The sequence below is a fragment of the Komagataeibacter sp. SM21 genome (genome assembly GCF_041402665.1).
GTDB lineage: Bacteria > Pseudomonadota > Alphaproteobacteria > Acetobacterales > Acetobacteraceae > Komagataeibacter > Komagataeibacter saccharivorans.
In genome coordinates, this window is sequence record NZ_JBGLOV010000004.1 from 29132 (window position 1) to 54961 (window position 25830).

Sequence of the window (25830 nt, forward strand, 5' to 3'; positions counted from 1 at the left end):
CCGCAAGTGCGGGCATAGTGCCCGGGCGTCAGGCGTTCCCGCTTGACAGGACGTGACCCGACAGAACAAAGAACGCTTCATGAACGACGATCTTTTTTCCACGCCTGACAGCCCCCGCAAGCCCGCCCGACGCAAGAGCGCGCCCGCCGCCATGCCCGAAAACGCAAAAAACGGCCCCGATACCTACGACGCCAGCGCCATCGAAGTGCTGGAGGGGCTGGAACCAGTACGTCGCCGTCCGGGCATGTATATCGGTGGCACGGATGAAACCGCGTACCATCACCTCGCCTCCGAAATCCTCGATAACGCGATGGATGAAGCCGTGGCGGGCCATGCCACCACCATCGATGTCTCGCTGGAAGAAAATGACTGCCTGACCATCCGTGATAACGGACGCGGCATACCGGTTGACCCGCACCCGCGTTTTCCCGACCGTTCGGCGCTGGAAGTGATCCTGACCACGCTGCATGCGGGCGGCAAGTTTTCGGGCAAGGCCTATGCCACATCTGGCGGTCTGCACGGAGTCGGCTCATCGGTCGTCAATGCGCTGGCATCCCGCATGGAGGTGGAAATCGCGCGTGATCGCGCCCTGTGGCGGCAGGTCTATGAACGCGGGCACCCGTTAAGCGGCGTGGAAAAGATCGGCCCCGTCAACAACCGCCGTGGCACGCAGATACGCTTTACCCCTGATCCGCAGATATTTGGTCGGCTGCATTTTTCACCGGGGCGGCTGTACCGACTCTGCCGCTCCAAGGCCTTCCTGTTCCGTGGGGTCACGATCCGCTGGTCGTGCGATCCGGCGCTGATCAAGGGGGATGACGTTCCGGCGGAAGCCGTGCTGCATTTTCCCGGCGGACTGGCCGACAGCCTGCGCGACGAACTGGGGGAAAAGGCGGCCCTGCTGACCGATCTGTGGTCGGGCGATGCCGACCTGCCCACCGCCGCCGACGGCACCGCCACCGGTCGGCTGGAATGGGCCGTGGCCTTTGTGGAACAGGGACCGGCCACCCTTGCCTCCTACTGCAATACCATTCCCACGCCCAATGGCGGCACGCATGAAACCGGCTTCCGTAACGCGCTGCTCAAGGGCCTGCGCAACTGGGGCGAACAGCGGGCCAACAAGCGTGCGGCCAGCATCAATGCCGATGATATCATGGGCTGCATCGCGGCCAAGCTGTCGGTCTTCATCCGTGACCCGCAGTTTCAGGGCCAGACCAAGGAAAAGCTGACCAGCAGCGAGGCCAGCAAGCTGGTTGAGACGGCCCTGCGCGACCGGTTCGACCACTGGCTGGCGGGCAACCCGCCGCAGGCCGACAACCTGCTGGCCTTCGTGGTGGAACGGGCGGAAGAACGCCTGCGCCGCAAGGAACAGAAGGAAACCCCGCGCAAAAGTGCTACCCGCCGCCTGCGCCTGCCCGGCAAGCTGACCGACTGCACGCGCGAAAACGCGGCGGAGACGGAAATATTTCTTGTCGAGGGGGATTCCGCGGGCGGGTCCGCCAAGCAGGCACGCAACCGCGAAACACAGGCGGTCCTGCCGCTGCGTGGCAAGATCCTGAACGTGGCCAGCGCATCGACCGAGAAGCTGCGCGGCAATCAGGAACTGCGTGACCTTGTGGAAGCACTGGGCTGTGGCATGGGCGAAAGCTTCGACGCCAGCAGGCTGCGCTATGGCCGCATCATCATCATGACCGATGCCGATGTGGACGGCGCGCATATCGCCTCCCTGCTCATGACCTTCTTCTACCGCGAACTGCCGGGGCTGATCCGCAACGGGCATCTGTATCTGGCGCAGCCGCCGCTGTACCGACTGACACAGGGCGGCAAGAGCGTCTACGCCATGGACGACGCCGACCGTGAGCGGAAAATGAAGAAGGACTTCAAACCCAATGCGAAGGTTGAGGTCTCCCGCTTCAAGGGGCTGGGCGAAATGCCGCCCGGCGACCTGAAACAGACGACCATGGACCCGAAGCACCGCACGCTGCTCAAGGTCATTACCCCGCCCGAGGACAGGGCCTTTACCCTTGAACGGGTCGAGCACCTGATGGGCCGCAAGGCGGAACTGCGCTTCCGCTTCATTCAGGACCATGCCCGTCAGGTCGACAACCTCGACGTCTAAACAAAAAAGGCCCGGCTCCCCTGAAGGAACCGGGCCTTTTTGCATTCCTGTCGCCCTGTCAGCCTGCGCCGGTCAGCGGGGCGACAACATGAGGCTCCACCGTGGCCACGGTCGCCATGGGATGCAGCAGGCCGGTCACGGCGGGATCGAACACCCGCAGGAACGAACCCGGATGCACGCCCATCCACAGCGTCACCACCGCCAGCGGCACAAGCACGGCCAGTTCCTGCCCCGTCAGGTCACGCAGCAGGGCAACCACCCCGCCCCGGTCCGCCCCGAACAGCACGCGCCGATACAGGACCAGCATATAGACCGCGCCGAGGATCATGCTGGTGCCGCCAAGGAAGGCCAGCCAGAAGGAGACATGCAGCGCACCGACCATGACCAGGAATTCGCCAACGAAGGCCCCGGTCCCCGGCAGGCCGATATTGGCCATGACGAACAGCATGGCCAGCGTCGCCAGTACCGGCATCTTGTGCGCGACACCGGAAAAGGCGCTGATTTCACGCGTTTCCGTACGCCACGACACGGCAGATACACAGAAGAACAGGGCCGCGATCACGATGCCATGTGACAGCATCTGGAAAATCGCCCCGTCGATCCCCTCTGGCGTAAGGGTAAACAGGCCGATGGCGATCACCCCCATGTGGGAAAAGGACGAATAGGCGATCACACGCTTCATATCCGTCTGGGCCAATGCGATCATGGCGGCATAGATCACCGCAATCACCCCCAGCGTCAGCACCAGCGGCGCGAACAGACGTGCCGCATCGGGGAACATCAGCACACCGAAACGCAGCAGTCCGTATGCCCCTGCCTTTGACAGCACGCCGGACAGCATGACGGAAGCAGGCGTAGGCGCTTCGGTATACGCATCGGGCAGCCACGCATGCAGCGGGAACAGCGGCAGCTTGACGCCGAAAGCGATGATGAAGCCCGCAAGCAGCCAGCACTGCATGGCATGGCCGAAACCATGATGCTGAAGGGCGACAATATCGGTCGTCCCCGTCGCGTTCCACATGGCCAGCAACGCCAGCAGCATGAACAGCGAACCGCCAAACGTGAACAGGAAGAACTGCAACGAAGCCCAGACCCGGCGCGGGCCGCCCCATATCCCGATCATGAGGCTGGCAGGCAGCAGCGTCGCTTCATAGAAAACGTAGAACAGCACCAGATCGAGGGCCGAGAACAGGCCGATCAGCGTGGTTTCCAGCAGCAGCATGGCGATCATGTAATCACGCACGCGCCCCGTCACCTGCCGCCACCCACCGATGATGGAAAGCGGCGTCAGGAACGCGGAAAGCAGCACGAACATGAGGCTGATGCCATCAAGCCCGGCATGGTAGGATATACCCGCGCCACTGGCCCAGCCGATCTGCTGTTCGAACTGCATGCCGGGCCGCGTGGGATCGAATTCCGCCCACATGATGACAGCCAGCGCGAACACGATGCCACTGGTCCATAGCGCCACCCATCGGGCGGCGGTCTCGACCGTCTGGGTTGAGCCGCGTGTGAGCAATATGGCCACCACCCCGGCAAGAGGCAGGTAGGTAACTAGGGACAGCAGGATCGGATGCACATTCGGTCTCACATCATCCATGGATAATGGCCGACCCTAGAAGCGTTCCCGATCAGGAATCCAGTAGCCCCCCGCTCACATTATGCCGAGGCGGCCCCGCACCGTCCCTGTCACCGGCCCCGCGACCCGTCCGTTCACAACGTTCCGCTACTGGCTAGCGACGGCCGAACATCCGCTCCAGATCGGCCTTTTCCAGCTTCAGCCAGGTTGGCCGCCCATGGGAACAGGTGCCTGAACGCGGCGTACGTTCCATGTCCCGCAGCAGGGCGTTCATTTCCTCGTGTGTCAGCTTGCGACCGGCCCTGACGCTGCCATGGCAGGCCATACGGGCGATGATCGCATCCATCCGCGCATCCAGCGCATCGGCCTGCGCGGGGGTGGACAGGTCGTCCGCCTCCAGCTCCTCCGCCAGATCGCGCAGCATGGCCGCCGGATTTTCCTTCTCCAGCAATGCGGGCATGGTACGGACCAGAACGGCGGTACCCCCAAAAGGTTCGATTTCGATTCCCAGCCGCGCAAGGGCAGGTACGAACCCCAGCAGCACATCGACCTGACGGGCAGGCAGATCCACCACTTCGGGCAGAAGCAGGCGCTGGGCACGGATTTCGCCCCCCAAATACTGCTGGCGCAGGATTTCATGGGTCAGGCGTTCATGGGCGGCATGCTGGTCCACCAGCACAAGCGCGCCATCGGCTGTCTGGGACAGGATATAGGTGCCCAGAACCTGCGCCATGGCAGCGCCCAGCGGATAATCCATCGCCGCCACGCTGTCCGCACGAGTTTGCGCATCTTCCGCAACCACCCTGCGCGCGGATGGCAGGGCGGCAAGCGGCAGCGACGATTCGGCAAATCCCGCAGGGGATGGGACCGGAGATGGGACAGCGGCATCCCCCGACAGGTCGGGTGGCGTGGCCAGCCGGGTCGAAACTGCCGCCGCATCCGCACTGCGTTCGGGCGGATACCAGATCCGCGATGAAGAAGGTCCCCGTGACTGGATCAGGTCGGGCCGTACCCCCGCAACACCCGCACCAGTGCCCAGCGCGCGCCCCAGTGAGCCGATCACCAGCGCCCGCACAGCAGCCGAGTCGGCGTAGCGGAGTTCCGTCTTGGCGGGATGTACGTTCACATCCACCTGCTCTGGCGGGATTTCAAGCGACAGGGCCACAACCGCGTGCCGCCCGTGTTCCATCACGTTGCGATAGGCCACCCGCACCGCCGTGCGCAGCACCGGATCAACGACGGGTCGCCCGTTGACCAGCAGCATCTGCCCGTTTGCCGTGGCGCGATGGACCGATGGTGCGCAGATATAGCCGCGCAGCTTCAGTTCGCCGCGCTCGCCTTCCACCGGCAGCAATCCGTCGGCCTGACCGGCTTCGAGAATAGCGGCCACGCGGGCGGGCGTGTCCTGCGCGGGCAGGTCCAGTATCACGCGCTGATCGAATTCCAGCCGGAACGCGATATGGGGTGCCGACAGGGCCAGACGCCGCACCACGTTTTCCGCATGCCCGGATTCGACACGGGGGCTTTTAAGGAATTTTCGCCGCGCAGGCGTGGCAAAGAACATGTCTTCCACCAGCACACGCGTACCGGGTGGCCCCGCACAGGGTTGCGGTTCCCCCACAACGCCGCCTTCCACCCGGATCGACCATGCCGAATCGCTGCCAGCCGGTCTGGACGTGACCGTAAGCCGGGCCGCCGCCCCGATGGATGGCAGTGCCTCCCCCCGGAAACCGAGGGTGGAGATACGCACCAGCGTTTCATCACGCAGCTTGGACGTGCAGTGCCGCTCAACCGCCAGACGCAGGTCGTCCGGTGCCATGCCGCATCCGTCATCCATAACTTCGATCCGGTCGATTCCACCACTATCAAGCCGGATATGGATGCGCCGCGCACCGGAGTCGATAGCGTTTTCAACCAGTTCCTTCAGCGCCGCCGCCGGGCGTTCGATCACTTCGCCCGCCGCAATGCGATTGACCACCTGTTCCGACAGGCGACGGATCACCGGCGGCGTGTTCGCATGTGACGTATTCATATCGGGAACCGGGTTTCAGCAGCCATCAGGTCACGCCCGACCCCTGCTGGTCGGGACAGCATCTTATTTGGTGGGACCGCTTACCGTCGGGGTCGCGCCCTGCGTCAGGTTGCGGCCAAGGGCCGAATCTTCACGCAGGCGGGCATTTTCGGCCTTGCCATTCACAAGGTTGCCTGCCCCGCCGCCATGCCAGAACATGAGCTTGTCGACAAAGCTGGTATCGGCACGCCCCATTTCCCCCTGATCGGCCTCGTTCGCGGCATGCTGCGCGGCACCCACAAGGGCGGTCTGGCCTGCGCTGTCCGTGCCGTCCGCACCCTGGAGGGCCACGTTGGGGGACAGGGTTTCCAGCGCCTGCATGCGTGGATTGGTATCTTCCGCACGCTGGACGGCATTGCTGTTGGGCGCGCCCAGTTCATCGGAAGGCGGCATCGACAGCGGCGCGCGCGTCGTGACCGTATATTCATCGGGCAGGGTCCGCTCCAGCCCGAAGGCGCGCGAGACATCAGCGCCCGTGCAGCCCGAAAGCATGAAGCCACTCGATACGAGCAATGCACAGGAAAGGGGTCTGAGAGCAGGAATCGCCATATCTCGCCTATTACCGTTAGTGGAACGGTTCGGCAAGCACATGCAGGCCGCTCCAGCCCCTAGTTTGCACTGCGGTCGCGCAGGTTGTCGATGATCAGGATGGCCACCCCGCAATCAATCATGGCATCGGCGATATTGAACACCGGCCATGACCAGCCAAAAGCATGGGCATGGATGAAATCGACCACCGCGCCGAAGCGCAGCCGGTCGATCACGTTGCCAATGGCGCCCCCCATGATCATGCCCAGCGCGACGGCCACCCACCGCCGCGGCGTGCGGGCCAGCCAGACGCCAAGCCCCGCCACGATCAGCAGGGCCGCGACCGAAAAGATCACGCGCCCCGCCGCCCCGGCGCCGCCCAGCATGCCGAACGTGATGGCGTGATTCCACACCATGGTCAGGTTCAGCACCGGCAGCAGGGGCACGCTTTCCCGCGCGGGCAGGTCATAGATATCCAGTATCCAGAACTTGCTGGCCTGATCGGCAGCCAGTGCGCCCAGCAGGCAGGCGGCACCCACAACGCGGTTGTTCATCGCGCCTACGCCTTACCCTGCACCACATCGACACAGCGCAGGCACAGTTCGGGATGGCTCTCGTCCTGACCGACTTCTTCCAGCACCTTCCAGCAGCGCGCGCATTTATGGCCTTCCGCCACGCTGATGGTGGGAATGCCGTGCGGCGTGCCTTCCTGTGCTTCGTCCTGACCCAGATAGATCGAACCCGCACCGGCAATGATGCTGACTTCCGCCTGCGACACGATGGTCAGTTCGGCCCAGTCCACGCCTTCGAACTGCGCGGCTTCCGCCTCGGACAGCGGCAGTTCAAGGGCTGCCTGAAGGGAGGACTTGACCATCCCGCCGCGCCGCGCGCTCTCGATTTCGGTGGTGATGATGCGGCGCACCCCACGCAGCATCGCCCAGCGGTCGCCCAGCGCGGGATCGTTCCACTCGGTCGGCATGTCCACGAAGGACTGCAGATGCACGCTTTCGGTATTACCCGGACGGGCCAGCCAGGCTTCTTCCGCCGTGAAGACCAGAACGGGGGCAAGCCATGTGCACAGGCAGCGATGCAGGTGGTCCAGCACCGTACGCGCCGCACGACGCTTCAGGCTGGAGCGGCCATCGCAGTAGATGGTATCCTTGCGCACGTCGAAATAGAAGGCGGACAGGTCGGCGGCACAGAAACCGTGCAGCGCGGGATAGACGCCCACCCATTCATGCGTTTCCACCGCCCGGGCCACAAGACCGCCCAGTTCGGACATGCGGTGCAGGACCCAGCGTTCCAGTTCCGGCAGTTCGGCATAGGGCACGCGCTCGGCTTCGGTAAAGCCGTCCAGCGCACCCAGCAGCCAGCGCAGCGTGTTGCGCAGGCGGCGGTACAGTTCACCCTGCTGCTTCAGGATTTCCTTGCCGATACGCAGGTCTTCATTCGTGTCCGAGTTCATGACCCACAGGCGCAGGATATCCGCCCCCATGCTGTCATTCACGTCCTGCGGGGCGATGACATTGCCCAGAGACTTGGACATCTTGCGGCCCTGCTCATCGAGCACGAAGCCGTTCGTCACCAGCGCCCGGTAGGGGGCGACGCCGCGCGTGCCGACACTTTCGAGCAGGGAGGACTGGAACCACCCGCGATGCTGGTCCGAACCTTCCAGATACAGGTCGGCAGGGAACTTCATGTCGCCATGGCCCAGCACGAAGGCATGGGTCGAACCGCTTTCGAACCACACGTCAACGATATCGAACACCTGTTCGTAATCGTCGGGGTTGCGGCCATCGCCAAGGAAGCGTGAAGCGGGGGAACTGTACCACGCATCTGCCCCTTCGGCGCGGAAAGCCGCGACGATACGCGCCATGACATCTGCATCGCGCAGGACCTCACCCGTCCGTTTTTCCACGAACACGGCAATCGGCACGCCCCAGGCGCGCTGGCGGCTGATGCACCAGTCCGGGCGGCCCGCCACCATGGATGTCAGGCGGTTGCGCGCCTGCGCCGGCACGAACGTCACCTTGTCCAGCGCTGCAAGCGCACGGTCGCGCAGGTGGCCTTCGCCATCCATGCGGATGAACCACTGCGGGGTGGCGCGATAGATGATCGGCGCGCGCGAACGCCATGAATGCGGGTAGGAATGGACCAGCGTGGCCCGCGCCACCAGACCGCACGGCGCGGTGCCATCCGTTACGGCGCGCTGCATGGCTTCCGCCAGCGCCTGACATACAGGCTCGGCCGCCTTGAACACATGGCCACCCGCAAACAGCGGCACCCAGTCGGCATAGCGGCCATCATCCATCACCAGTTCGGTGATTTCCAGCCCATGGGCGCGGCCAAGGTTGAAGTCGTCCTCGCCATGCGCGGGGGCGGTGTGGACAAGGCCCGTGCCCGCTTCGGTTGTGACATGCTCGCCAGGCAGCAGCGGCACATCGAAATCATAACCCTGACCCCGCAGCGGATGGGCGCAGACAGCCCCTTCCAGCGCGCTGCCCGGCAGGGTGTACAGCACATGATGGGCGGTAACGCCCGCCGCCTCACAGAAGAGACCGATCAGGTCTTCAGCCACCAGCACGCGGGCTTCGGGTTCCAGCATCGCGCCCTCGCCCACGCCATCGACGCGGACCACGGCATAGGTGATGTCCGGCCCATAGGCGATGGCGCGGTTGGCGGGGATGGTCCACGGCGTGGTGGTCCAGATCACCGCCGCCACGTCCTGAAGCGCGTGGGCGGGTGTGGGATCGGTTACGAAGGGGAAAGCCACATGGATGGCTGTGGATTCATGATCGCGGTATTCGATCTCGGCTTCGGCCAGCGCGGTTTTTTCAACCGGGCTCCACATGACCGGGCGCAGGCCACGGTACAGCAGGCCGTTGAGCAGGAATTTGCCGATTTCACCCGCAATCGCCGCCTCGGATGAAAAATCCATGGTGGCGTAGCGGTTCGCCCATTCCGCCTGCACGCCCAGCCTGCGGAATTCGCTGGCCTGCGTATCCAGCCATTTCTGGGCATAGGCACGACATTCGGCACGGAACTGAAGGACCGGCACAGAATCCTTGTCCTGCCCGCGCTTGCGGTATTCTTCCTCGATCTTCCATTCAATCGGCAGGCCGTGACAGTCCCAGCCCGGCACGTAGTGGATGCCGTATCCCGCCATGCGGTGGGCACGGTTGATCACGTCCTTGAGGATCTTGTTCAGCGCGTGGCCGATGTGCAGGTGGCCGTTGGCATAGGGCGGCCCGTCATGCAGCATGAACACGTCACGCCCCTGCGCCTGGGCGAAGAGCGTTTCATCCAGCTTCCCGCTTTCCCATCCGTTCAGAATCTCCGGCTCCCGCTTGGGCAGGTTGCCCCGCATGGGGAAGGAAGTGGTCGGCAGGAAGACCGTCTCCCGGTAGATATCCTGTGGTTTTGACTCGGACATGGCCTGTTCTGTTCTTCTGGCAAGGGGAAGCATACGGGACCGCTACCGGCCCGCGCGCAGGGCAACCTTATGGGGACCGCAAAGGCGGGTGGTCAAGTTCTGGACACAATGGTGCCGAACTGGTGGGCCGACAGGTAGGCTGTCGCCTGTTCCGAATCCCGCGCGATCTGTTCTTTCAGGGCGTCCAGCCCGTCAAAGCGGCGTTCGGCGCGCAGCAGCGTATGCAGCGCAACCGACAGCGTCTGCCCATACAGATCGCCCGAGAAGCCCAGCAGATGGACTTCCAGCCTGCTTTCCTGCCCGTCATTGATGGTGGGGCGGCGACCGATATTGGCGACACCGGGGCATACCGTGCCATCGGCCATGCGCACGCTGACGGCATAGACCCCGCGCGCGGGTTCCAGATGACGGCCCAGGGCTATGTTGGCCGTGGGGAAGCCCAGCAGCCGGCCGCGCTTGTCCCCATGCTGGACCACGCCGCGAATCGACCACGGGCGGCCCAGCTCCTCCGCCGCGCGTTCGGGGTAACCATCCTGCAGCAGCCTGCGGATACGGCTGGAGGAATAAGGCCCCAGCGCATCGGCCAGCGGCGGGGCCACGGTCAGGCCGATGCCCAGTTCCTCGGTCTGTTCGGTCAGGAAATCGACATTGCCCCGCCTGCGGTGACCAAACGCAAAGTCGGTGCCGCATGCGATATGGGTCAGGCCAAGGCTTTCGTGCAGCACACGGGTCACGAAGCTTTCCGCGCTCATCGCGCTGAAGGTCTGGTCGAACGGGATCTGGAATACGTGTTTTACGCCAAGCGCGGACAGGGCGGCGAAACGTTCCTGCGGCAGGGTCAGCCGGAAGGGCGGGTCCTGCGGGCGGAACAGTTCGCGCGGATGCGGCTCGAACGTCACAACCGCCAGTTCCCGATCGGGACGGGCCGCATGCAGCGTATGAAGCAGGTGGGCGTGCCCCAGATGGACCCCGTCAAAATTGCCCAATGCCGCGACGGCGCCCCGCGCGGCATCGGGAATATTGCGCCAGTCCGTATGCAGATGCGCCTTCATACCGCCTCCGGATGCGGCAGTCCGAAGCGGGCGGCCACCTCCGCCAGCGTCACGGCGACCGGGTGGGTGGTTCCGGGCCGGGTTCCGTCCTCGGGCCGGGCGATCTGGCAGGTGCGCAAGCCAGCGCTGGCGGCGGCATCCAGTTCGGCCACCACATCGGACAGGAACAGGACATCACCCGCATTCCACCGCGCATCATCCACAATGCGGCGATAGCTTTCCGCATCGCGCTTGCCGCCCATCTGCAGGTCGTAAAAACCTACGAACACGCTGCTCAGGTCGCCTTCGGTGGTATGACCATAGATCAGCTTCTGCGCCGCGACGGAACCGGAGGAATAGACCGCCAGCGCCAGCCCTGCCGCCGCCCAGCAGCGCAGGGCGGGCACCACATCGGGATACAGCGTGGCCTTGAGCGCGCCATCGGCATAACCCTGCGCCCAGACCATGCCCTGCAATGCCTTGAGCGGCGCGACCTTCGCATCCGCGTCCATCCATGCCTCAAGCTGGCGCAGGGGGGCCACGCCGGGGGCCAGACGGGCGATTTCGGCTATCTGCGCCTGAACGGCGGGGTCATCGCCATGGCTGCGCAGCAGTTCAGGCAGCGCCTTGCGCGCATAGGGAAACAGGATGTCATGGACGAAGGAAACCGGTATGGTCGTTCCCTCAATATCCAGCAGCACCGCACGGACGGGCGGCTGCGTGGCCTGGGTCACGTTCTCATCTCCCTCAATACGGTTCAGGCTTCGGGGCTGAAGCTGGCCGCGATGTCACTTCCGGTATACTGGGCAATCCAGCCATCGGTATTGGTAAAAATCCGCAGGGTCACGAAATCGGGCGTGGTCCCGCCGTCAAACCAGTGCGGCGTGCCCGCCGGGACCGAAATCAGGTCACGCGCCGTGCAGCACACGTTATAGACACGGTCATTCACGTGCAGAATGAAATTCCCCTGACCATGCACGAAGAAACGGACTTCGTCCTCGCTATGGACATGTTCGGACAGGAACTTCCTGCGCGCCTGCGCCCAGCCTTCGGTATCGGGACCAACGCGCAGCACATCGGCCGAACCGGCCCCCGTTTCCCCCATCAACTGGTCAAGATAGGGCCGATAGGCGGCAAGCACCTCGGCTTCCGGCGCATCGCGCGGCGGAACGACGGGGCTGTCCCACCGTTCGAAGCGCACGCCGATGGCGGCAAGCTCGCCTGCAATCCGCGCGGGATCGGTCAGGTGGATGATGGCGGTACCGGGATTGTTATCGGCATAGACATCGAGGACGCTCATCCGAATTTCCTCTTTTCCAGTTCACAGGCCAGCAGGAACTCCAGCCCCTCAAGGCGCGCAAGGGCGGTGTCCATGTCCGCCCCCCACACATAGACCCCATGCCCGCGAATGATATAGCCCGCGCGCATGCCATCAAGATGCGGGGCCACGACGCGGGAGAGGCGGGCAATATCCTGATCGTTGTCGAATATGGGAACATGCACGCGGGCATCATGCGTCGTCTGACCGGCAAAGACCTTCTGGACTTCGTAACCTTCAAGCACCAGCGCGTCACCGCCCAGCATCGACAGCACGGTAGAGGCGACGGAATGCCCATGCAGCACGGCACCGGCTTGCGGGTCATGGGCATAAATCTGGCAATGCAGCAGGGTTTCGGCACTGGGGCGGTCACCTGCGTTGAGAGGTACCCCCGCCATGTCCACCGCGATCACCCCATCGGCCCCCAGCAGCCCCTTGTGGCCGCCGGAACGGGTGATGGCCAGATTGCCATCGGGCAGGCGGATGCTGATATTGCCCGCGGTGGCCGGAACCCAGCCATGACGGTCCATGCGCTGGCCCGCGGCAATAATCCCCTCTACCGCCCGGCAGTAAGCGCCTGCGGGAAACACTGCTTTATCCATTAGACCCTTCATCCACGCGCCGTGTCATGCACGGACGCGGCCCCTGTCATTTCGCGTTATTGACGGAACGCTGCGGGCTTTCGGTAAAGGAGGCGTCCGTTTCCTTGCCCGGTCCCTGGATGTGGCCCGTCGGAACCGGAGCATCCGGCGCGTCATCAGCCATGTTTTTCTTGAACGACTTGATCCCGCGCGCCATGTCGCCCATGAGCGAACTGATCTTGCCGCCGCCGCCGAACAGTACCAGCACCACGGCCAGCACGATCAGCCAATGTCCCCAGCTCAAGCTACCCATTGCATTCCCCAATCCGCGTCCATGACGCAAAATGCCGTTTTCCGCCCGCCATCCGATACGGCAGGCGACCTGCCCTTACTCCGCCTATGTGAGGGGACGCCCCATGATATGCAAGCACCCATGTCGGCCCGTTCAACCCGTCGGCAGGATAAATCCGTATGCAGGATAGACGGTTTTACCCATATCGTGAATGGGGGACCACCAAACCTTCACCCGCGACCAGTCATTGCGCCCCGATACATCGACCACCGGTTCACCGTGGCCGATTCGGCCCGGCACCCAGTTGGCCTGATCCACCAGCACTTCCCGCGGGCCGCGAACCGCGCGCACGACCGACACATGCCCCGCAGGCAGCCGGCCCGTCGAACGGAACACCAGCACGGCGCCGGGCGCGGGCGCACTGCCGCGTGGATAGCGGCCCCGCGCCTGTCCCCACCATGACGCCGCATCCCCACTAAGCTGGACATGCGTGATCTCACGCGCATAGGGCGCGCACTGCACCGCCCCGTGCCATCCCCCGCCCGCGCAGGCCGCAAGCGACAGCAGCAGGCCACCCGCCACCGCCCGCGCCAGCACGGCCTTCATGCCGACCTCATGCGCATGATCCTGTCCTCCGCCTCACTCACATCCATATCAAGGGCCTGCCGCGCGGTGTCGCGGGCAAACCCCGCCCGCGCCATGGCGTCCATCGCACGCCGGTAGCGCTGCGCGGCTTCATCTTCATCCGCATCGGGGCGCAGGAATGGCCCGGCGCGACGCTTGCGCACGAATACCAGCGCCGCCGCCAGTTCCGTCTCGCGCCCTTCCCCATCGTGCGCGCCCAGCGCTTCCTCCATCGCCTGCCCTGCCGTGGCTTCATCCACGCCGCGCGCGCCCAGATGGGCCGCGACCATGCGGCGCGATCGTCCGGCACGGGCAAGGGAACGGGCACGGAATTCGGAAAAACGGGCATCATCCACCGCGCCCAGCCCTTCCATGTCGGCAACGATGCGCGGGATCAGGTCACGGGCGGGCATGACGGCCTGGCTGGCCGCATCCGCTTCCATGCCACTGGCGATGGCGCGACGGACCCAGCGGTCCACATGCCGCACGAGTGTCTGTTCCACAGCGGCCCGCGTGGCGGAAAAGCGCGCCAGATATGCCAGCGCGACCGCGCGCAGCACGGCGCCATCCGGGGCGGGCGGAAGCGGGCGGGGAGCGGAACGGGAAGAACGGGCCACCATAACCGGCACTGTGCCACAATCCGGTCGTCCCCGCCCATACCCGGCAGGCTGGCGGATGGCAGCCATGGCGCAAACACAGGGGAAAACGGGGTTAAGGTTGCATTTCGCCCCCGTGGCCCATATTCTCTTGCGCTTCCGGGTCAAAATGCGCAGCCGGATGCCGTGCGAATCGCATCCGCGCATGATCTGGAAAATCGGGAAAGAAATATGCCCACCCCCTCGGCGGTGGGCCGTTTTCGTTTCTGAACCCGCCATCCTTTTTCTTTGAACCGAAGTTGCAAGGCCAATCCATGATTCCCGCCCTGATGCCAAACTACAATCGCGCCGACCTCGCTTTCGAGCGCGGCGAAGGTGCCTGGCTGTACACGGTGGACGGACGACGATTCCTGGACTTCGGATCGGGCATAGCCACATCCTCGGTCGGTCATAACAACCCGCATCTGGTGGACGCGATCACGCAGCAGGCGCAGCGCGTCATGCACGTGTCCAACCTGTACCGCGTGCCGCAGGCCGAACGGCTGGCCGCGCGGCTTGTCGCCAACAGCTTTGCGGACACCGCCTTCTTCTGCAATTCCGGCGCGGAAGCCAATGAAGGCATGATCAAGATGATCCGCCGCGCGCAGGCCAGGTCCGGCCACCCCGAGCGCACGCGCATCATCTGCTTCAATGGCGCATTCCACGGGCGCACGCTTGCGACACTGTCGGCCACGGGCAATCCCAAATACCTTGACGGCTTCGGCCCGCGGGTCGAGGGCTTCGATCATGTGCCGCTGAACAACATGAACGCCGTGCGTGACGTCATTACGGCGGAAACCGCAGGCATCATGGTCGAGCCGGTGCAGGGCGAAAGCGGCATCAATGCCGCCACCCCGCGCTTCATGCAGGAACTGCGGGCGGCATGTGATGAATACGGCCTGTTTCTGGGCGTGGATGAAGTCCAGTCCGGCATGGGCCGCAGCGGGCGTCTGTTCGCCTATGAATGGTCGGACATCACGCCCGATATCCTGTCCACCGCCAAGGGCATCGCCGGGGGCTTCCCCATGGGGGCGGTGCTTACGACCGAAACCATTGCAAGGCACATGACGCCGGGCAGCCATGGCACCACGTTTGGCGGCAGCCCGCTGGCATGCGCCGCCGCCAATGCGGTGCTGGACATCCTGCTTGCGCCCGGCTTCCTTGCGGGCGTGCGTGACCGGGCGGCGCAGCTTGACGCGGGCTTTGACCGGCTGGTGGCCACCCATCCTGACATCTTTACCGGGCGGCGCGGGCTTGGCCTGCTGATCGGCCTGAAATGCAAGGTCGATGTAGCCACCGTGCAGAATGCCGCCCTTGCGGAAGGCATGCTGAGCGTCACGGCTGGCGACAACGTGCTGCGCATGCTGCCCCCCCTGACCGTAACCGAAGCCGACTGCACGGACGCGCTGTCCATGCTGGACCGGGCCGCGCAGCGCGTGCGTGCCCATCTGGCCGCGACGGCCAAGCCGGAGAATGTGGCATGAACGCGCTTCAGTCACCCGATACCCTGATCCCCCGTCATTTCCTTGACCTCAAGGATCTGGACGCCTCCACCCTGCGCACCATTCTGGATGTGGCCGTGGGCATCAAGCGCATGCAGCATAAGCGCGCGCGCCCGCTGCACCCCGCCCTGCCCCTGCGCGGGCGGGCACTCGGGCTCATGCTGTCCAAGCCATCCACCCGGACGCGCGTGTCGTTTGAAGTCGGCATGCAGCAGCTTGGCGGCAACGTGATCCTGCTTGCGCCATCGGACATGCAGTTGGGCCGGGGGGAAAGCATTGCCGATACCGCCCGCGTGCTGTCGCGTTTTGTCGACGCCATCGTGCTGCGCACCGGCAAGACGGAAAACCTGCGCCAGCTTGCGCGGTGGAGCAGCGTGCCGGTCATCAACGGCCTGACACCGGATTCGCATCCGGTACAGATCATGGCCGACATCATGACGTTCGAGGAGCATCGCGGCCCGATCACCGGCCGCACGCTGGCCTGGGTCGGCGATGGCAACAATGTCGCCACATCCTTTATCGAGGCGGCGGCCCTGTTCGGCTACCGCCTGCGTCTGGCCACGCCCCCGACCCACGCACCCAGCGCCGCGGCCGTGGCATGGGCACGCAGCAAGGGTGCGGATATCACCGTCACGACCGATCCCGTGGCCGCCGTGGCGGGTGCGGATGCGATCATTACCGATACATGGGTCAGCATGTCCGACAAGGCGTCCGACCAGCGGCTGAATGCGTTCGAACCCTACCGTGTTGATGCAGCGCTTATGGCGCATGCCTCCCCCGACGCCCTTTTCCTGCACTGCCTGCCTGCCCATATCGGGGAAGAGGTGACGGAAAGCGTGTTTGAAGGTCCGCATTCCGTTGTGTTTGACGAGGCCGAGAACCGTCTGCATGCGCAAAAGGGCATTCTTGTCTGGGCGCTGTGTGGCGAGGACTGGCAGCAATATGGAAAGGAGCCCACGGCATGACCGGACCGGCTGAACAGCCCGCCCTGCCGACCGCGACCGAAGATACGCCGGAAGTTCCCGGCTGGGCGGAAAAGAGCGTGCGCGACATCTTTGCCGCCCTGCCCGTTACCGATACCCGCCTTGATGTGATACGCGATGGCTATCTCGACTGCCTTGCGGGCGCGGGACGCACGCAGGATCTGGACATGGAACATGACCGCTGCCGCCTGCGCGCGATCGCCGCGATAGGTGAGAACGGTCTGCTGCCCGCAGTGCAGGTCAAGGACCTCGACCAGCGCCTTGCGGCGCTGGAGGCGGACATTACCGCCAATCTGTGATTATTCCGCGCCCGTCACGCGGGCGCGCTGCCGCGGGTTTCTGCCATGACTTCCAATATCTCCTCTCCCGCCTTTCTGGATTCCAGCCGCCCTGACACGCCCGATCTGGTCGTGCCGCAGGGCGTCGTGCCATTCTATCTGGACCAGCGCCCCGTTCGCGGCCGCCTTGTCCGGCCCGGCGTGCTGACCGATACCCTGCTGACGCGCCACGACAATCCCGATGCCGTGCTGCAACTGGCGGGGGAAGCCCTTGCGCTGGTGGCGGCCCTTGCCTCCTCGCTGAAATTTCAGGGTTCCTTCTCCCTTCAGGCCAAGGGCGACGGCCCGGTCAGCCTGCTGGTGGCTGACTGCACGGATTCGGGCGCGCTACGTTTTCACGCCCGTTCCGATGATGAACAGGTGGCTGAACTGCTCAGGACCACCCCGAACCCCACGGCGGGTGAATTGCTGGGCAAGGGCTATATCGCCTTCAGTGTCGATCAGGGACCGGACACCGACATCCATCAGGGTATCGTCGAAATGACGGGCGAAAGCCTGTCCGACATGGCGACGCATTACTTCGCCACCAGCGAACAGCATGCCTGCTGGGTCCGGCTGTTCTGTGGAAAGACCGAACAGGGCTGGCGCGCGGGTGCGCTGGTGATGGAAAAGATCGCCACGGCGGGTGGCATCGAAACCACCCTCAGCGCCGAACAGGGCGATGATGCGTGGGAAACCGCCACAACGCTGGCCACGACGCTGAGCGCGCGTGAAGTGCTGGATGACCGGCTTTCATCCGCCGACCTGCTGTATCGCCTGTTCCATGCGGAAGGACTGATCGTGGGGCAGCCCCGCGCCCTTGCGTTTGGCTGCCGCTGCTCCCGCGCGCGGCTGTCGGGTCTTCTGGAAACATTTTCGCTGGATGATCTGGACCATATGGCGAAGGAAGGAACGATCAGCATGAACTGTTCTTTCTGCAATCACAGTTTCCATTTCCAGCGCGACGAGATCAGCGGCAAGGTGGCCTGAAAAGCCACCTGCCCCTTTGCGCCCGACGCGGATCGTGGCACGGTCATACCCCTGATCTACCGACCGCGCCGCACGCGCCAGCCGTCATCGGGATATATTTCATGCGACCGAACCGTTCGCCGCTTTCGCTCCTTCCGTTACGCCGCAGCCTGCGTATCGCGCTGGCGGCCAGCCTGCCCCTTATGGCCCTGTCCGCCTGCGACCATGCGGACAGCCGCCCCACCACCACCTTTGCCCCGCCACAGTTCAGCAGCCAGCCACCGCTGCATCTGAATGTCGCCTCCATCTCCATCGTGGACCGGGGACAGCCGGGCATGGTGCCGGGCGACCTGTCGGCGCGTGCGCCCTTTCCGCCGGACCAGTCGCTGCGGCAGATGGCGCATGACAGGCTGATTGCCTCGGGCAGCGGGGGGCAGGGCGTGCTGACGATCGACCGGGCCTCCATCCTGCACCAGCCCGGCGGCCTGCTGGACGGGCAACTGAACGTGCATCTGGATGTAACCTCCGCCGATGGGCGCAGCACGGGCTATGCCGTGGCGCAGGTCACACGGACCTATGACCCGAAAACGAAAAGCGGCAATACCGACACGCCGGAAAACCTGAATGCCCTGACTGACATGATGTTGCAGGACATGAGCGTGGAACTGGAAAACCAGATCCGCAACAATCTGGGCAACTGGCTGGTCACGCCACCGGTGCCCGGCAGCGTCGCGGCCCAGCCGCTGGATGGTGCGGAAACAGCCGCCCCCGCCGCACCGGTTTCTGGCGCGGTCGCACCCTACAGTAATTCCGTAACACTGGGCGGCGGACCAACGGACAGCAGCACTCCGTCTTCCGCTACCACCACAACAACCCAGACGACGGCAAAACCCGTCCCGAGGGGAGATGACGGGCCGGATGCCATCTTCCCCGCGGGCTATCCGTCCGACGATACGGGTTCAACCACACAGACCACCAAAGGCAGCCAGCTCCGTTCGCCCCCGCCGGGCACGCTGACCCTGCCGGGCAGTACCACATCCGGCACAGCCAACTGACATCATACAGACGGGCGGGGGCGGATCATCCGCCCCCGTTTCCTTATCCGCCATCCGATCCGGTCATGCGCAGGACAATGCCAGGCGACAGGATTTCCGGCAGGATCACCTCCGCTCCATGCGCGGGATAATAGACATAGAACGGCACGCCATCACGACCATGATCGTGCAGGAAAGCCGTGATATCGGCGTCCCGCCGGGTCCAGTCGCCTTTCATGTAAACAATTCCGCGCTGCGCAAACGCCGCCTGCACGGCATGGCTGGACAGGGCGACGCGTTCATTGACCAGACATGAAATGCACCACGCGGCCGTCATGTCCACAAAGACGGGACGGCCCTGCGCGCGCAACTGTGCCAGCCGTGCAGGCGAAAAGGCCGAACTGCCATCGGCTACCCTGTCCGCCCCGTGCTCATGCATGGCGGCCAGAGGCAGCACACCCCCACCCACGAACGCCACCAGCAGGGCAAGAACCGCCACAGCCCGGTAAAATCCGGCGCGATGCACCCCGTCTTCACGCATATCCGCATGACCAGCCATGCGCAGGCACCAGCAGCCAGCCGCAACCAGCACCAGCCCCACCCCAAGCAGGACAAGTCCGTCGCTGCCACCTTCCAGCCATGCGACCCATCCCAGCCATACACAGGTCGCCAGCACCGGCAGCGCCAGCAGGTGCCGCACGGTTTCCATCCATGCGCCCGGACGCGGCAGCCAGCCCAGCAGGCCCGGCATGGCGGCAAGTAGCAGGTAGGGTGCCGCCAGTCCCAGCCCGAGGGATGCAAAAATAAGCAGCCCCGTTGCCGGTGACGCAGCCAGCGCGCCCGCTACCGCCGCCCCCATGAACGGCGCGGTACAGGGCGAGGCCAGCACAACCGCCAGCACCCCGGTCAGGAAATCACCCATATGGGCAGGCAGGGCATTACCCAGCGAGCCCAGCCGCATGCCGATGTTAAAGACACCCAGCAGGTTAAGGGCGACCGCAAACAGCAGCAGGCAGATCGTGATGACAAAGCCGGTGGACTGGAACTGGAACCCCCATCCTGCCTGCTGCCCCGCAACCCGCAGGGCCGCAATACAGCCGCCCAGCACCACAAAAGCCCCCACAACGCCCGCCGCATACGCCCCGGCCCCGGCAAGGGCCGCCCTGCGTTCCCCGCGCGCCATGCGTTCCAGCGCCAGCACCTTCATCGCCAGCACCGGAAATACGCAGGGCATGAGGTTCAGGATCAGCCCCCCCGCGAAGGCCATGGCCAGCAGGGCCGCAATGCGTGTCACGTCATTACCCTGCTGCGCAATGGGGCGGACATCTCCGGGTGCGGGCTGCACCTGCAGGCTGCTCTCGCGGCCCATGCCATCGCGCAGCACCACAATGCCGGACAGCCCCGTGCCGTTATGGAATTCCGGCCCCGGATGCAGGGCCAGTTGCACAATTCCATCGCGCACCGCCACGGCCTGCGGTGCATCCTGATCGATCGCCCCCGCCGTTTCAGGCATGAACCACGCCGCCCTTACCGCATCGGCGGAAAGCCCGCTGCCCGCGACCTGCAGGGTACCTGTGGGGGAGAGCGTCACCGCGAAAGGCGAGGGCACCGGTCTACTGGCGGCAGCCCGCGCGAAATCGGCTGCCTGCGCCGAGGGATGTGGCTCACCGCGCGGCAGGGTCAGGCTGAAGGTGCCATGTTCAGGCACACAGACGGCGGCACAGACCAGCCAGTCGGCCTCGGCATCAAGGGTAAGCGCACCATCATTGCCTTCCACCGGCGCAGGGGACAGCGTGACCGGCAGCAGCACATCCCCGGTATAGGCGTAGGAGGTCAGCGGCCCATCATGCAGCACGCGCGGGGTAGGCCATTCGATGGTGCTGGCCTGCCCGCTCGCGCCGCCCCGCGCAGTGACGGACACGGTAGGCGCATCCCCTGCATCGCCGGGATTGATCCAGTAGGTATGCCAGCCGGGTGCAAGATGCAGCATCAGCCCCACATGCAGCGCACGGCCGGGCATGTAGCTGTCATCATCGGTGACAAGGGTTGCGGTGGAGCGCGTGGTTGTTACCGGCGCGCTCTGCGCGGCATGGGCCACGGGCGCTACGGCAAGCAGCGTGCACAGGATCGACACAAGCCACAGAAGGGGCACAGCAGACTCCACCGGAAAGAAAGGAAAGAAAGAAAAACGCGTCCCGGCATCATGCCAAGGATTGCCCCGTTACCATGCCGGACGCCATAAGATCAGGATATGGCTTTCGATCCCACCTTGCAAAACCGACTTGCGCCCCTTCTGTCCGCCGCAGGGGAAAACCTGCCGGTATCCAGCGCCATTCCCGCGCTGAAGGCGGCCCTTGCGCGCACATCCAACGCCGTTCTGGTGGCGCCGCCGGGTGCGGGCAAGACCACGCTGGTCCCGCTGGCCCTGCTGGACGCCCCATGGCGGCAGGACGGGCGGATCGTCATGCTGGAACCCCGCCGACTGGCCACGCGCGCCGCCGCCCAGCGCATGGCCGAACTGGTGGGCGAACAGCCGGGGGGCTTGGTGGGCTACCGCACGCGACTGGATGGCGCGACGTCAGAGCGCACGCGTATCGAGGTCATTACCGAAGGGCTGCTGGTCCGCCGCCTGCTGTCGGACCCCACGCTGGATGGGGTGGCCTGCGTCATCTTCGATGAAATCCATGAACGCTCCGTCGATGCGGATGCCGCCCTTGCCTTCTGTCTGGACCTTCAGCGCAGCCTGCGGCCCGACCTGCGGCTGGTGGCCATGTCCGCCACGATGGACGGCGCCGCCCTGTCGCAGCGCATGGGTGCCGAACTGGTGGAAAGCGAAGGCCGGATGTTTCCGGTCGATCTCCGCCACGCGCGGCGCGATCTGGTCCATCGCCGGGACCTGCCCGATGCCATGGCTGCCGCCATCCGCACCGCCCTGGCCGAGGAAGCGGGCGATATTCTGGCCTTCCTGCCGGGCGTGGGTGAAATCCTGCGTGCGCGTAGCGCGCTTGCGGGCGTGGATGCGGATGTCCTTCCGCTGTATGGTGAACTCCCCCCCGCCGAGCAGGATCTGGCTCTGACCCCGCACCCGCAGGGGCGCAGACGGGTGATCCTGTCCACCTCCATTGCCGAGACATCGCTGACCGTGCCCGGTGTGCGCATCGTGGTGGATGGCGGTTTTCGCCGTGTGCCGCGGCTGGACCCCGGCACGGGACTGACGCGGCTTGATACGGTACGCATTTCCCGCGCGGCGGCGGCCCAGCGCGCCGGACGTGCGGGACGTGTCGCGCCGGGTATCGCCATCCGTCTGTGGACGGAAATGACAACCCGCGCCATGCCGCCGCATGACCAGCCGGAAATGATGGAAGCCGAACTGACCGGCCTGCGGCTCGATACCGCCGCGTGGCAGGAGGCGATGGGAACGGACCCCGCTGACCTGCCCTTCCCCGATACGCCCCCCAATGGCGCGTTCGAGGCCGGGCGCAGCCTGCTGCAGGCGCTGGGGGCGCTGGATGATGACGCCCGCATCACCCCGGAGGGCACACGCATGGCCAGCCTTGGCGCCCATCCGCGCCTTGCCGCCATGATGCTGGCTGCCCGCGGTCCCGGCGAATGCGCGCTGGCCGCCGATATTGCCGCCCTGCTGGAAGAACGCGACCCGTTGCGCCCGCGCCGCCCGGCGGGGCCCGCGCGCGGCGCGCCTCCCCCGGCTCCCGCCGATATCCGCCTGCGCCTTGACCTGCTGGCAGGGGGCGATCACCCCGATGCCGACCGTGCCGCCCTGTCACGTATCCGCCACGCCGCCCGACAGTATCGCAGGCGGCTGGGGCTGGGCCGCGATATTGTGGCACAGGGTGACTGCGCGGCCCTGATCGCAGCAGCCTTTCCCGACCGCGTGGCGCAGTCGCGCGGGGATGTTGGCTCCTTCCGCCTTGCAGGCGGGGGGAGCGCGCGCCTGTCCAAAACCGATGAACTGGCCCGACACGGCCTGCTGGCGGTCGCGGGCATGCATGTGCGCAAGGCGGCGGAAATCTGTCTGGCCGCCCCGCTGGACCGCGACGCGCTGCCCGATAGCGTGCTGGCGCGTGCGAAGGAACAGGTTGAAACCACGCTGGACACCACCACCGGCAGCGTGCTGGCGCGCCGCAGGCTCCGGCTGGGCAATCTCGTGCTGCGTGACCGTACCGTCACAGCCAGCGCGGAGGAAGTATCCAGCCTGCTATGCGCACAGGCGGCGCAGAACCTTGCCGCCACACTGAACTGGACCGATGCCTGCCGCCAGCTTCAGGCGCGTGTGGAACTGGCCCGGACCCGGCTGGACCGTCCCGATCTGCCTGACCTGTCGGACGCAGCCTTGGCCGGGACGACCGGAACATGGCTGGCCCCATGGCTTGCGGGGGTCAGCCGCCTGTCGCTACTGGGGGAAATGGACCTGCTGGCCATGCTGCGCGCCACGATGGACCATGCGACACTGAAATGGCTGGACCGGATGCTGCCCGCCCATCTGGAACTGCCCGGCGGACGGGCGGCAGTGGACTACCTGCAACCCGTGCCGGTCGCCAGCGCACGGGCACAGACCTTCTACGGCGTGACCCAGACACCACGCATAGCGGACGGACGGCTGGACCTGCGCATCGCCCTGCTATCACCGGCGGGCCGACCGCAGGCCATTACCGCCGATCTGGCCGGTTTCTGGGCGGGGTCATGGGCGGATATGCGCCGTGACATGCGCGGTCGCTATCCCCGGCACGACTGGCCGGAAAACCCGGCAACAGCGTCTCCACCCCCGCCGCGGCACGGGCGGAACCCATAAATCGGCATGCATTTCCCGACATGAGGGTATGCAGACATGGCATTGCCGCTTTTTTAAGATAACATGGCCCATCATGAATGCTTGTTCCTGCCGCCCCACATGGATACCGACCGCCATGCACCGCCCGGCTTCCCGCCTGCTACCGGTACTGCTGCTGGGCATTCCCGGCCTGACCATGCAGACTGTGGCGGCCTGCGCGCAGGGTGTGGCATCACCCGCCCCACAGCCGACCCCGTCACTGTTTGCCGCGCCGGTGGCGCCGGTCGTCTCGTCCGGGCCGCTGACCTTCGCGCCGCTGGTACGCCAGGTTGGTCCGGCGGTGGTGAACATCGCCGTTTCCCAGTCGGCACAGGACAGCCGACAGGCCCCCGGTCACCAGCCCCTGCCCCCCAGCGTGAAGGGCACGCCGTTCGAACACCGCTTCCGCGAGCGGATGCGCGCCCATGGGGAAGAAATGCTGGGGGCGGGTTCGGGCTTCCTGATCGACCCCACCGGCGTGATCGTGACCAATGCGCATGTAGTCGGCGGCGCGGACCAGATTACCGTATCGCTGGCCGATGGCGCTGAATATCCCGCCCAACTGGTTGGCAGCGACGACCTGACGGATATCGCGGTCATCCAGATCCGTGCCCCCCGCCCCCTGCCATTCGTGCCATGGGGCGACAGCAGGCTGGTCAATATCGGCGACTGGATCATGGCCGCGGGCAACCCGTTCGGGCTGGGTTCATCGGTTACGGCGGGTATCGTATCCGCGCGCGGGCGCGACATCGGCACCGGCCCGTTTGACGATTTCTTTCAGATCGATGCGCCCATCAATCCCGGCAATTCAGGGGGACCGTCATTCAATCTGGGCGGGCAGGTGGTGGCGGTGAATACGGCCATCGTCTCCCCCACCGGGGGATCGGTCGGGATCGGGTTCGGGCTGCCATCGGAAATCGTGGCCCCTATTGTAGAGGAACTGCGCCGCAAGGGCCGCATTGACCGGGGGTGGCTGGGGGTTACGCTGGCTGACGGGCCGGGGCATGGTGGTGTGCAGATTGTCGGCATCGACCGTGACGGCCCGGCGATGAAGGCGCATCTGCATATTGGCGATGTCATCATCGCGGTGAATGACGAACCGATTGACACATCACGCATGCTGATCCGCTCCATCGCGGCAAAGCAGCCTGAATCCACGGTGGTACTGCATATCCGTCGCCATCATGAGATACTGGGACTGAACGCCTGTGTCGGCCACCGCCCCGACGAGGACCCGGAAGACTGAACGATCCCCGCCCCAAACGACGTGAGGCAACGTGCATATACTTGTAGTCGAGGACGATCCCACCGTCCGCAATTTCGTGGCCAAGGGCCTGAAGGAAGCCGGACATCTGGTCGAACTGACCGATAACGGCAAGGATGGCCTGTTCATGGCCGTGAGCGAGAAGTTCGACCTGATCATACTCGACCGCATGCTGCCCGGTGGCATTGACGGGGTGCGCCTGCTCGAGACCATCCGCGCGCAGAACAATGCCACTCCCGTCCTGCTGCTTTCGGCGCTGGCGGATGTGGATGACCGCGTGCAGGGCCTCAAGGCTGGGGGGGACGACTATGTGACCAAGCCCTTCGCCTTCAGCGAACTGCTGGCGCGGGTGGAAGCGCTGGGCCGCCGTGGCCGGACCGAAACCGCGCCGCAGACCAAGCTGGAACTGGCGGACCTTGAAATCGACCTGCTGTCGCGCACGGTGCGCCGCGCGGGGCGCAAGATCGATCTCCAGCCACGGGAATTCCGCCTGCTGGAATACCTGACCCGCCACGCGGGGCAGGTCGTGACCCGGACCATGCTGCTGGAAGGCGTGTGGGACTACCATTTCGACCCGCAGACCAATGTGATCGACGTGCATGTCTCGCGCCTGCGACAGAAAGTGGACAAGCCGTTCGACACCCCGCTGATCCATACCATCCGCAATGCCGGGTACATGCTACGTGCGGAATAGGCGGCACAGCCGCCTGCGGTCCCGGCCG

The 25830-nt window shown here is 65.2% G+C and carries 22 protein-coding genes; 9 read left to right on the top strand and 13 right to left on the bottom strand.

Features of this window, described 5'->3' with window-relative positions; genetic code table 11:
• Positions 1-79 precede the first annotated feature (79 nt).
• Complete coding sequence (gene parE / locus ACBR42_RS05550; RefSeq protein WP_102325624.1) at positions 80-2119, top strand: DNA topoisomerase IV subunit B; 2040 nt, start codon at positions 80-82, stop codon at positions 2117-2119.
• A gap of 58 nt (positions 2120-2177) precedes the next feature.
• Here the strand turns inward: parE and ACBR42_RS05555 are convergent, their stop codons facing one another.
• The 12 genes from ACBR42_RS05555 to ACBR42_RS05610 all read right to left on the bottom strand — a co-directional run bounded on the left by ACBR42_RS05555 (position 2178) and on the right by ACBR42_RS05610 (position 14196).
• Positions 2178-3719 (bottom strand): NADH-quinone oxidoreductase subunit M, encoded by a 1542-nt coding sequence (locus ACBR42_RS05555; protein ID WP_102325623.1) that lies wholly within the window; start codon positions 3717-3719, stop codon positions 2178-2180.
• Between the two features lie 133 nt (positions 3720-3852).
• Positions 3853-5730 carry a DNA mismatch repair endonuclease MutL gene (mutL, locus tag ACBR42_RS05560; protein ID WP_371207451.1) on the bottom strand — a complete coding sequence of 626 codons (1878 nt, stop codon included), beginning with the start codon at positions 5728-5730 and terminating at the stop codon, positions 3853-3855.
• A 63-nt stretch (positions 5731-5793) separates the two neighbouring features.
• Positions 5794-6282: a DUF3035 domain-containing protein gene (locus tag ACBR42_RS05565; RefSeq protein ID WP_102325621.1), complete on the bottom strand. Its 489-nt coding sequence runs from the start codon at positions 6280-6282 to the stop codon at positions 5794-5796.
• 95 nt (positions 6283-6377) lie between these two features.
• A complete protein-coding gene (gene lspA / locus ACBR42_RS05570) occupies positions 6378-6851 on the bottom strand; it encodes a signal peptidase II (RefSeq protein ID WP_110547792.1) in 474 nt (157 codons plus the stop codon).
• Positions 6852-6856: 5 nt separating this feature from the next.
• The gene (gene ileS / locus ACBR42_RS05575) at positions 6857-9730 is read right to left on the bottom strand and encodes an isoleucine--tRNA ligase (RefSeq protein WP_371207452.1); all 2874 of its coding nucleotides are present in this window, start codon (positions 9728-9730) and stop codon (positions 6857-6859) included.
• Between the two features lie 92 nt (positions 9731-9822).
• Positions 9823-10782, bottom strand: coding sequence for a bifunctional riboflavin kinase/FAD synthetase (locus tag ACBR42_RS05580; protein ID WP_110547791.1), 960 nt, complete (start codon positions 10780-10782; stop codon positions 9823-9825).
• Positions 10779-11495 (bottom strand): acireductone synthase, encoded by a 717-nt coding sequence (mtnC, locus tag ACBR42_RS05585; protein ID WP_118962841.1) that lies wholly within the window; start codon positions 11493-11495, stop codon positions 10779-10781. Before mtnC ends, ACBR42_RS05580 begins: the two co-directional genes overlap by 4 nt.
• Before the next feature lie 23 nt (positions 11496-11518).
• The gene (locus tag ACBR42_RS05590) at positions 11519-12061 is read right to left on the bottom strand and encodes an acireductone dioxygenase (protein ID WP_102325616.1); all 543 of its coding nucleotides are present in this window, start codon (positions 12059-12061) and stop codon (positions 11519-11521) included.
• Positions 12058-12681 (bottom strand): methylthioribulose 1-phosphate dehydratase, encoded by a 624-nt coding sequence (locus ACBR42_RS05595; RefSeq protein ID WP_174234100.1) that lies wholly within the window; start codon positions 12679-12681, stop codon positions 12058-12060. The genes ACBR42_RS05590 and ACBR42_RS05595 overlap by 4 nt, the downstream gene beginning before the upstream one ends.
• A 46-nt stretch (positions 12682-12727) precedes the next feature.
• Entirely contained in the window at positions 12728-12973 is a 246-nt protein-coding gene (locus tag ACBR42_RS05600) for a twin-arginine translocase TatA/TatE family subunit (protein ID WP_371207453.1), read from the bottom strand.
• 132 nt (positions 12974-13105) lie between these two features.
• Positions 13106-13558, bottom strand: coding sequence for a CHAP domain-containing protein (locus tag ACBR42_RS05605; RefSeq protein ID WP_102325613.1), 453 nt, complete (start codon positions 13556-13558; stop codon positions 13106-13108).
• Positions 13555-14196 carry a regulatory protein RecX gene (locus ACBR42_RS05610; protein ID WP_371207528.1) on the bottom strand — a complete coding sequence of 214 codons (642 nt, stop codon included), beginning with the start codon at positions 14194-14196 and terminating at the stop codon, positions 13555-13557. The genes ACBR42_RS05605 and ACBR42_RS05610 overlap by 4 nt, the downstream gene beginning before the upstream one ends.
• Before the next feature lie 290 nt (positions 14197-14486).
• Here ACBR42_RS05610 and ACBR42_RS05615 point away from each other — a divergent pair, with 290 nt between their 5' ends.
• The 5 genes from ACBR42_RS05615 to ACBR42_RS05635 all read left to right on the top strand — a co-directional run bounded on the left by ACBR42_RS05615 (position 14487) and on the right by ACBR42_RS05635 (position 19037).
• Positions 14487-15695 carry an aspartate aminotransferase family protein gene (locus ACBR42_RS05615; RefSeq protein ID WP_102325611.1) on the top strand — a complete coding sequence of 403 codons (1209 nt, stop codon included), beginning with the start codon at positions 14487-14489 and terminating at the stop codon, positions 15693-15695.
• Positions 15692-16678 (top strand): ornithine carbamoyltransferase, encoded by a 987-nt coding sequence (argF, locus tag ACBR42_RS05620; protein WP_102325610.1) that lies wholly within the window; start codon positions 15692-15694, stop codon positions 16676-16678. Before ACBR42_RS05615 ends, argF begins: the two co-directional genes overlap by 4 nt.
• Positions 16675-16995, top strand: a complete 321-nt coding sequence (locus ACBR42_RS05625; RefSeq protein WP_371207454.1) for a hypothetical protein — start codon at positions 16675-16677, stop codon at positions 16993-16995. Before argF ends, ACBR42_RS05625 begins: the two co-directional genes overlap by 4 nt.
• 45 nt (positions 16996-17040) lie before the next feature.
• Positions 17041-18003: an Hsp33 family molecular chaperone HslO gene (locus ACBR42_RS05630; protein WP_165927298.1), complete on the top strand. Its 963-nt coding sequence runs from the start codon at positions 17041-17043 to the stop codon at positions 18001-18003.
• Positions 18004-18104: 101 nt separating this feature from the next.
• Positions 18105-19037, top strand: coding sequence for a hypothetical protein (locus ACBR42_RS05635; RefSeq protein WP_118962838.1), 933 nt, complete (start codon positions 18105-18107; stop codon positions 19035-19037).
• Positions 19038-19080: 43 nt separating this feature from the next.
• On the opposite strand, the gene ACBR42_RS05640 is transcribed toward ACBR42_RS05635, so the two are convergent.
• On the bottom strand, positions 19081-21168 hold the full coding sequence (locus tag ACBR42_RS05640; protein WP_371207455.1) for a protein-disulfide reductase DsbD family protein: 2088 nt from the start codon (positions 21166-21168) through the stop codon (positions 19081-19083).
• Between the two features lie 99 nt (positions 21169-21267).
• On the opposite strand from ACBR42_RS05640, the gene hrpB reads away from it, so the two are divergent.
• From hrpB to ACBR42_RS05655, 3 genes are all read left to right on the top strand, one after another.
• Positions 21268-23826 carry an ATP-dependent helicase HrpB gene (gene hrpB, locus ACBR42_RS05645; RefSeq protein ID WP_371207456.1) on the top strand — a complete coding sequence of 853 codons (2559 nt, stop codon included), beginning with the start codon at positions 21268-21270 and terminating at the stop codon, positions 23824-23826.
• A gap of 73 nt (positions 23827-23899) precedes the next feature.
• Positions 23900-25090, top strand: a complete 1191-nt coding sequence (locus ACBR42_RS05650; RefSeq protein ID WP_265001171.1) for a S1C family serine protease — start codon at positions 23900-23902, stop codon at positions 25088-25090.
• Between the two features lie 31 nt (positions 25091-25121).
• A complete protein-coding gene (locus ACBR42_RS05655; protein ID WP_102325606.1) occupies positions 25122-25802 on the top strand; it encodes a response regulator transcription factor in 681 nt (226 codons plus the stop codon).
• Positions 25803-25830: the final 28 nt, after the last annotated feature.